The organism is Mycobacterium sp. 4D054, assembly GCF_052245755.1.
Taxonomy (GTDB): domain Bacteria; phylum Actinomycetota; class Actinomycetes; order Mycobacteriales; family Mycobacteriaceae; genus Mycobacterium.
Window position 1 is genome coordinate 19,394 of sequence record NZ_JBQQCF010000061.1, and the last position, 8,192, is coordinate 27,585.

Annotated in this window: 7 protein-coding genes; 4 read left to right on the forward strand and 3 right to left on the reverse strand. The window is 65.4% G+C overall.

Features of this window, described 5'->3' with window-relative positions; genetic code table 11:
* Nucleotide 1: 1 nt before the first annotated feature.
* Nucleotides 2-2,500: a SpoIIE family protein phosphatase gene (locus ACTWP6_RS27020; RefSeq protein ID WP_260754039.1), complete on the reverse strand. Its 2,499-nt coding sequence runs from the start codon at nt 2,498-2,500 to the stop codon at nt 2-4.
* A gap of 302 nt (nt 2,501-2,802) precedes the next feature.
* Here ACTWP6_RS27020 and ACTWP6_RS27025 point away from each other — a divergent pair, with 302 nt between their 5' ends.
* Nucleotides 2,803-3,051, forward strand: coding sequence for a hypothetical protein (locus ACTWP6_RS27025; protein ID WP_396885529.1), 249 nt, complete (start codon nt 2,803-2,805; stop codon nt 3,049-3,051).
* Nucleotides 3,052-3,108: 57 nt separating this feature from the next.
* Nucleotides 3,109-3,678, forward strand: coding sequence for a DUF2231 domain-containing protein (locus tag ACTWP6_RS27030; RefSeq protein WP_260754041.1), 570 nt, complete (start codon nt 3,109-3,111; stop codon nt 3,676-3,678).
* 77 nt (nt 3,679-3,755) lie between these two features.
* Here ACTWP6_RS27030 and ACTWP6_RS27035 read toward each other — a convergent pair whose 3' ends face one another.
* Nucleotides 3,756-4,214, reverse strand: coding sequence for a hypothetical protein (locus ACTWP6_RS27035; protein ID WP_260754042.1), 459 nt, complete (start codon nt 4,212-4,214; stop codon nt 3,756-3,758).
* 1,138 nt (nt 4,215-5,352) lie between these two features.
* On the opposite strand from ACTWP6_RS27035, the gene ACTWP6_RS27040 reads away from it, so the two are divergent.
* Both ACTWP6_RS27040 and ACTWP6_RS27045 read left to right on the forward strand, forming a co-directional pair.
* A complete protein-coding gene (locus tag ACTWP6_RS27040) occupies nt 5,353-5,883 on the forward strand; it encodes an ImmA/IrrE family metallo-endopeptidase (protein WP_260754044.1) in 531 nt (176 codons plus the stop codon).
* On the forward strand, nt 5,883-6,902 hold the full coding sequence (locus ACTWP6_RS27045; RefSeq protein WP_443189326.1) for a hypothetical protein: 1,020 nt from the start codon (nt 5,883-5,885) through the stop codon (nt 6,900-6,902). The genes ACTWP6_RS27040 and ACTWP6_RS27045 overlap by 1 nt, the downstream gene beginning before the upstream one ends.
* 366 nt (nt 6,903-7,268) lie before the next feature.
* Here the strand turns inward: ACTWP6_RS27045 and ACTWP6_RS27050 are convergent, their stop codons facing one another.
* On the reverse strand, nt 7,269-8,126 hold the full coding sequence (locus ACTWP6_RS27050; protein WP_443189327.1) for a hypothetical protein: 858 nt from the start codon (nt 8,124-8,126) through the stop codon (nt 7,269-7,271).
* Between the last annotated feature and the right edge of the window lie 66 nt (nt 8,127-8,192).

Here is an 8,192-nt window from a genome sequence, read left to right on the forward strand (position 1 = left end):
GTCAGATCCTTGCGTAGAGCCGAACGGTGGTTCCGGCCGGGTCGTGGTCAATTGCGATGTCTTGCATAAGGTTTCGCATCAGCGCGATCCCCCTGCCGCGATGAGCGTCGCGAACGGGCTGCGGGAGTTTCCACGAGCCTGTGTCGGCGATGGTCAACTGCACCCGGTCCACCAGCGCGGTGGCGTGCAGGCTGATCGTGCCGCCCGGACTGTGCCGGTGGCCGTGCTCGATGGCGTTGGCGACCGCTTCCCCTGCGGCGACCAACACCTCCATTACGCGGCCCGGCTCGACGCGGGCGCGGGTCAACCAGCTGCGCAGCGCGGTTCGGGTCGGCGCGAGTTGGCTGGCATCGGCGGGAAAGCTCAGCTGTAGCGGCGCAGGATGGCGGTACAGCAACAACGCGACGTCGTCCTGATAGCCGGTGTCGGGCGCCATGCGCGTCATGATGTGGTCGGCCAGTTCCTCCAGCGAGGCCGTGCGCTGCTCTTCGAGCAGACCCGCGGCCCGGGAGATGCCCTCTTCCAGAAGCACGCGCCGCCGCTCGACCAGTCCGTCGGTGTAGAGCAGCAGGGTGGCGCCCGCCGGTATCGTGATGCGCGCCTCGGGGCGTTGCCACCCGACCCTCAGCCCCAGCGCGATGGTATGCGCCTCTCCGAGGAGCTGCACCGCGCCGTCGGCGTGCACCAGGATCGGCGGCGGATGTCCGGCACTGGAGAAGACGAGTTCCCCGGTGGCCGGGTCGAGCACCACGCACACGGCCGTGGCGCACTGCGCGCCGGGAAGCCGTGCGGCGAAACGGTCCATGCCCGCCAATGCGGCTGCGGGACTGGGATTGTCGAACAGCAGGGCGCGGCAGGCGCTGCGCACCTGGCCCATGACGGTGGCCGCGGGCAGCCCGTGGCCGACGCAGTCGCCGACGATCATCGCGATGCGTCCGTCATCCAGGTCGACGACGTCGTACCAGTCGCCACCGACCTGCAGGGGCCGGCTGGCCGCCTGGTAGCGCACCGCGAAGCCGTGCGGGAGGTCGGCCGGACCGAGGATCGCGTGTTGCAGCGCCAGCGCCGTCTCGCGCTGCTGATCCACCCGGTGCAGGCGTTGCAGCCCCTGGCTGAGGCGGCCCGCCAGCACGGTCAGCAGCGTCTGGTCCTCGAGTGTGAACGGCCGCTCCGCGGCCAGGTCCATCCAGACGACCAGCACACCTTCCGGGTGCTGGATCGCGATACCGGCCGTGCCGGGTTGTGACACGGTGGGCGTCAGCAGGTCACCGTCACGTAAAGCGTGAAGCGCATGATGGGTCGCCGCCGGCAGGTCTGTCCACAGCACGGTCTCTCCCACCGACACCACCTCCGGTGCGGCATCCGGCGCGGGGGCGTGGCTCGGGAAGATGACCGCCAGCACGCGGCGCGCCCGCCAGAGTCTGCGCAGTTCCTCTGTGGCGGCGATCAAGGCGGAGTCGACCGAATCAGCTTGGGAGAGTTCCTGGTTCAGCGCATGCTCACGTCCGGCCGCCAGTGCCAACGCGATGGCCGCGTGGCGGGCGAAATCGCTGACCAGTTCCAGATAGTCGTTGTCGAACGCCGGCTGGTGGGGTCGGCGTGCGACTGCGATCACCCCGAGCACCGCGTCGTCGGCGATCAACGGCATCACGATCGCCGAGCGGTTGCCCACGTCGGTGAACCCCTCGATCGGGTACTGGAACGAGTCGGTGATCAGCGGAAGACCGCGCCGCGCGACACCACCTGTGGTCGAACCTTCCATCGGGACCTGACGGCCGATCACCTCGGAGGCGTAGCGACCCGCCGTCGCCGCGACGATCAGGGTGGCGACCTCGTCGGCGGGCAGGTCGGGCTCCCCCGGCACGAGCAGGATCGCCTGCTCGGCGTCGGCCAGTTCCAGGGCCAGGTTCACGATGAGTTGCAGCGGTCCGGTCTGCGGGTCACCGGACAGCAGTGCGGTGGTGATCTCGCGACTGGCCTTGGTCCATTTCGCCGACTCCCGTTCGCGTTCGAAGAGTCTGGCGTTGTCGATGGCGGCCGCTGCCGCGGTGGCCAACGCGCGGACCGCGCCTTCCTGCGAATCGGTGAACGTACGGCCGGGCCGGTCGTCGACCAGGTAGAGCGCGCCGAAGTCGGCTCCGCGCACCGTGATCGGCATGCCGAGCACGGCGTGCATCGGGAGATCCCGAGATTCCGGGTCCTGGTGCCCGCCGAAATCGTCGACGCGGATCCCCTCACCGACGGTCATTTCGGCCAGCCGGTGCGCGGCGGTCTCCTCCATCCCCTCACAGACAAAGCGCGCCAGGCTGCCGTCGGCGGCGCGAATCCCCAGGGCTCCGTACCGGGCGTCGCAGAGCTCCATGGCCCCGTGGACGATCCGGTGCAGGGTCACATCCAGGTCCAGATCGGCACCGATCGCGACGATGACCCGCACCAGACGCTCCATCTGATCGCGGGCAGCGACGAGTTCGTCGAGATCCGGGACACCGGTTCGCTGCATGGACTCAACCTAGACCTTTATCGCAGTTCTCCGTCACGACACCTTGCCCACGTGTTCCCGTGCCGGCGTCGCGGTACCGGCAAACGGACTCCGAACTGCGCAGTGGCACCTTCGGTGCGGCCAGGCCGCAGGGACACCTCGGCGGCAACTTGTTCGCTTTCTGGATCAGATCGGTCGTTTTCTGCATCGGCGCCCGGACCATTGCCAGCCCGCTCCAGGAGTCCCCCCGCAAACCTCCCGCACGATCGGACCGGATGGCGATCGGCAGGCTACGATGGCTGGCCGTGGGGAAAATCACGGTAATGGTCATCGGGTTTGCTGCTGCGTTCACGCTGATGCCTGCAGCGAACGCCGATCTCGTTTCGGCGCCGCTGCAGCAGGGATCGGAGTGCGACCCCAACTATTCGGGAGCCTGCGTCCCGATCGCGAGCGACGTCGACTGCGCCGGCGGCAGCGGCAACGGCCCCGCCTACGTCTCCGGCCCGGTGACCGTCACCGGTAGCGACATCTACGGGCTGGACCGGGACGGCAACGGAACCGGGTGCGAATAGCGTCCGCTGCGGTTCCGCCCGGCGGCAGCGGGGTACCTCAGCCTCCGAGGAGGCGCCATGAACATTCACTCGATACTGCGTTCCGCAGAATCGGTCAGCGCGGTCGACCGCCCCGCTGACCGCGCTGCCGACACGGTCGAACGACTACTGGGCAATAGACCACTCGCCTCGGCGTTGCGCGGGTCCTGGCTCGGACACCCTGTTCATCCCTTGATGATCTTTCTTCCCCTCGGTTCCTGGACGACCGCGTTGCTGTTCGACGTGGCTTTCAAGGACCACACGACCGCGCGCCGACTGTTGGGGATCGGACTAGTGGCCGCTCCACCCACCGCCCTGGCGGGTTGGGCGGATTTTCCGTTGCTCAATCGCGAACAGCGCCGGGTCGGACTCCTGCACGCGGCGACCAACGGCGCCGCCATCGTGCTGTTCGCGCTGGCGTACCGGGCGCACCGCAAAGAGCGTCACCGCCGCGCCACGGCCGTGACGATGATCGCACTGGCCGTCGTCAGCGTCGGCGGCGCGCTCGGCGGGCACTTGTCGTACGCGCAGGGCGCCGGCGTGCACCGCTTCCAGGCGCCGCATCACGGCACCGATCTTCTCTCCCACGCGCGCGGACGCGCGGCCTGACGGTCGCCGCACGCGCCTGGAGGCCGGACGCGCAGAGCCGCCCCGCCGGCGCGGCGGGGCGGCTCCTTCGCCTGTGATCAAAGTCGGATGAACACGCTCTGCTCGCCGTCCCAGACACCCCAGGCGCTGAGGTCGGAATTCCACACGATCGTCAGGCCGTCGGCCCAGTCGGGCAGCTCAGGCGGCGGCGGGGTGCCTACCGGCGGCAGCACCGGGTTCACGACCCAAGCGGGGATCTCCGGAAGAAAAATCCGGTCCTGTGGCATCGGGCCACCATGTCCCGGAGGCGGCAGGAAGCCCAGACCCGGAGGCAACGGGTTGCCCGGCCCGCCGAAGTTGACCCCCGGCCCGGTGAAGTCCGGTACGGGATTCGGGTTGCCGTGACCCGGACCTTTGTTGTGGCCCGGACCGTTGCCGGAGTGCCCCGGGTTCGGATTCGGCGGGTCGGCCAGTGCAATCCCGGCTCCGAGGCCGAGACCACCCAACCCGAGCATGCCCGCGGTCGCGGCACCTGCGGTGATCTTCTTCATGTCCATCGGTGACCTCCTTGGTTTCTGCGAGACTGCGCACCCCGGGGGCACTGCAGCGCTCGTACGTGCGATGTGCACTCCGGACGTTGCCATCGAGATCGAAAGCAGCGATCCGGCCCCCGTCGCAGAGAACTATGGCCGTCGATCTTGGGTCCTAAACACGTTCGGGCCAACGGGTTTCGTTTCAGCTGCTTGACGGATCGCTGTGGATACCTCCGCGGATGTGAATTTGCTGGCATTCGTCCGATTCGTGTAACGCTCAGCGGTCGGGAATCGATACGGCTTCTACCGCCGGTCGAGGGACCTGAAGACGGCAGGGCGATGTCTCGTTCCCGATGACGTGAGCGATGATGACGTGAGCGATGAGGACACTGGGACTGCTGGGGCTTGGTGGGGCGGGCGGGGCTCGAACCCGCGACCAATGGATTCGTTTTTGGCCGTTCTTAGAGTACGCATTCAAATCCGGGAATTTCCCAGCGGCACATAGGCTTTCCGGCTCCTACGAACCTGGGCGTAACCGAGCGATTCTGGCCGATTCGGGGCGATTCTCGATCATTGTCGGTGAATATTCGATGGCGAAATGTGTCTGGACATAACCCGCAAATCAGAACCAAATCGCTAGGTTCCGGCATTCAGTGCGCTGGCCGGGTCCGGGGCTCGGATGGTCACGACGCCACAGCCTTGCAGCTGAGCGATCAAGGCGTCGAGGTGGCCTGGTGCGATCTGACTCGCCTCGGCATCGAGGGTGGACCGGTCAGACACATCCGCAGAGACTGTTCGATAGCAACGCGTCATCGCATGGGTAATCGGCGGCAGCGCCGCCTGGCTATGCGGCGTCTACATGAAGTTGTTATGCCCCATACCGGGTGGCCAGGCCGGTGTTGTGTGGGCCAAGCAGTGATGACCCGGTGACGCCAGGTAAACCCAGCCGAGGTCTTACCACCACATGTCGGCACCCCGCATTAGGCTCATGTCGCTCAGGTAAGCAGAGTGTCGAGCGCCAGCGCCCGCGCGTCGCACGCTAGTCTGCGCGTACAGGTTAGTGAGTGACCCTGCCATCGGGACCACAAAGGAGCTGGCTGTGCGATGTAACTCGCACTACGGGCTTACCTAGAGTGCGGGATGATGGAGTGGAGGTGACGTGATGACCGTGATGAGCCAGGGTGCCGTGGAGGCCCCCCGTTCCAGGCTGTCGTACGCCGCGATTGCGACGTACGCCCAGCAAATCGCACGCGAACACGGAGTCATTGACACAAACGGCCGCGTCAACGTGCACGAGCTGCTCACGCGGCTAGGCGGTGAGATTGTCGTTGATGACCGCGCCGAGTCGCTCGAGGTGCGCGAGCCGGGTGACTTCACGGTGATCATCCCTACACACACCTCGCAGCTTCGCGACAGGTTCACCATCGCCCACGAGCTCGGGCATTACTTCCTTCACTACCGCGCCCCAGCCAGCCATCGCGTGGGTGGCCCGATCTCAACTTTCACCCGCCTCGGCCGTAATGTCGCCGAGACTCAAGCAAACGTTTTCGCGTCCAACCTCCTGATGCCCGAGGACCACTTCCGGTCGGTCTTCGAGCATCTGGGCCATGACATGTCGCGGGTCGCCCGCCATTTCGAAGTGTCAGTGCCAGCAGCGAAGGTCCGCGCCGAGTACCTCGGCCTTCTCACCTGATGGCGTCAGGCGCCAACCGCGACGGCTCGATTCTGTTCCTCTCCTGCGATCTGCAGAACTCGACCCAATTCAAGCAGAACGGGGAGAACGAATGGATCAAGACGTTCCTTGCGTTCTACACAGAGTTTCCATCGATTCTTTCGGCGGAAGTCGCGAAGTCGTGCCCCAACCTCGGCGGGCGCCTGTCACTATGGAAGGCCGTCGGGGACGAGCTGATCTTCTCGATCCTGATCCAGTCTGAGCAGGAATGCAGTGATGCTGTCGACGCGTGGCTGGCGGCGATGCTCGAGTTCGAATTGCAGCACTTGTTGCCGAAGACACCGATGACTCTGAAGGGTGGGGCGTTCCTGGCCACCGTGCCATCACCCGATCGCCGGGTTGCCATCCCCCGTACCGTTCGCGCGAAGGATGACGAGTCGCAGATCGACGCCGAGGCGGCCAACGAGGCGACATTGAACGCAGCGACTGAGGAACCTTCAGCAGAGTTCGCGATGGATTTCGTCGGTCCGAGCATCGACACCGGATTCCGTTTACTCAAGTACGCGACGCGGAGGTACTTCGTGCTAACGGTCGAGGTCGCTCACCTGCTGTTTAAGCACTACAACGACCAGGACCAGCGCGAACGTCGGGCGCACCTAGTTGGAACGCATCTCCTCAAGGGTGTGTGGGGTGGGAAGCCCTACCCCGTGTTCGCACTCGCGCGGGAACTCGACGAGGTCGCTCCGTCGCTCGCGCTCGCCGCGGCGTTCAACGACAGCACCTTGATCACCGATGAGTATCCGTCGCGCAAGCCCAGCGACATTCTTGAGGCGATATCCGCATACCGCGCAGCGAAGGGATGGCAGGGCGCCATCCATACCCCAGAAGCCCACGCTGCTGTCTTCCACAGTCACCCGTCAGCCGTAGATATGCGCAGCCGGCTCGACAATGACATCGTTGATACCTCAGAGGACCCGCTTGTAGTCACGGACGACCCGGGAGACGAGGACGTGGTGGGCCCCGACTTACCCCGCGACTGAGGCGACGACAGGCTGCGCGACAACCGAATTGGCCTTCAGAAGTAGGCCGGGTCCCGTAGCTCGCACGCGCTCTCGCCGCGTGTAGCGCCGCTAGGGTTTCGCGGCGCCAACCGCACATTGAAGCCCCGCATCGTGGTCACGTGCGACTCATGGGTCACCGTGACACTGCTCGGCTCATCCGTTCCTCACCGTAGAGCGACGAAGTGTGGGGATAGCCGCTGGCGCGGGAAGTTGCGACGGGCGTTCGTCCGCCAAGCACTGGGCTCGGCGAAGTACCGGTGGGACGACTACCCGCGCATCCCTGGAGCTGCGTTCGACACACCATGGCGCAGAGTCATTTGTGGTGGCCGCGGCCGGGTTGGATCGTCAAAGCTCTTCTGCTGAACGAAACTGAGGTGGCCCGAGGGGATACTCTCGATGTTCCCACACATGATCAAGCACGTTCTCCAGGGCGTGTTCGTCGGCCGACATGTTGAGACCACCGAGCGTCATCGCTGCACGCATTGCGGATGCGATCGTCGCCGAATGCCTGGCATCAATAATCCGGATGGTTTCTCGCGCAGCAAGTGTCGTGACAAAGTCGAGAGCTGCGCCGCGGGCTGTAAACGGAGCAATGGAAGAATCTGGCTCAATCTGCAGAGCAGAGAGTAACTCTCGTGCTCCGTCCCACCTGGTCCCCCGATGTGCATGCGCGAACTCGCTAAGCGCGCGGTTCAACGCGCCTAGCCGCCGCCAGCCCGCTCCCTCCAACCAATCCCGCGGAGTAGTACCGGGGCTGCCCTCAAGAGCAGCCGCTTTGGCCGGTTTGATGTGCCAAGTGCGTAGTCGCGCTGTCTGTTCGAGAGTACAGCGAAGAGCCGCCATTGCTCGGTCGTCGTCTTCCAACCAAAGCCAGTACGCCGTCCGCAGCGAGGAGGAGACCACGGTGGCGGCTGCCGCAAGGTCCGGCAGTTCCGCGCTCCAGCGCGCACAAAGACCAGCGATCTCGGCTGCGAGGGTAAACGTGATCCCCCTCCCGGCGAGATTCTGCGGCTCGAATCGCTCACCGTAATATGCCTTTTCGCGTTCCAGCATGAACGCCGCGACCGATGCACTGGCGTGTCGGTGGGCGGTGAACGCAAGAGTGATGAGTTCGTCGTCGCGATATAGTCGCCCCTCGGGGAGTGTCGTCTGCCAGGAGGATGGGACCAGTGTGAGCTGATTTTGCCAGGGTGATGGGACCACCTGGATTGCCAGTTATGGGACCACCGGCGCGTCGCGTCGGTGGTCCCTTCATCTGTTCGTTTGATC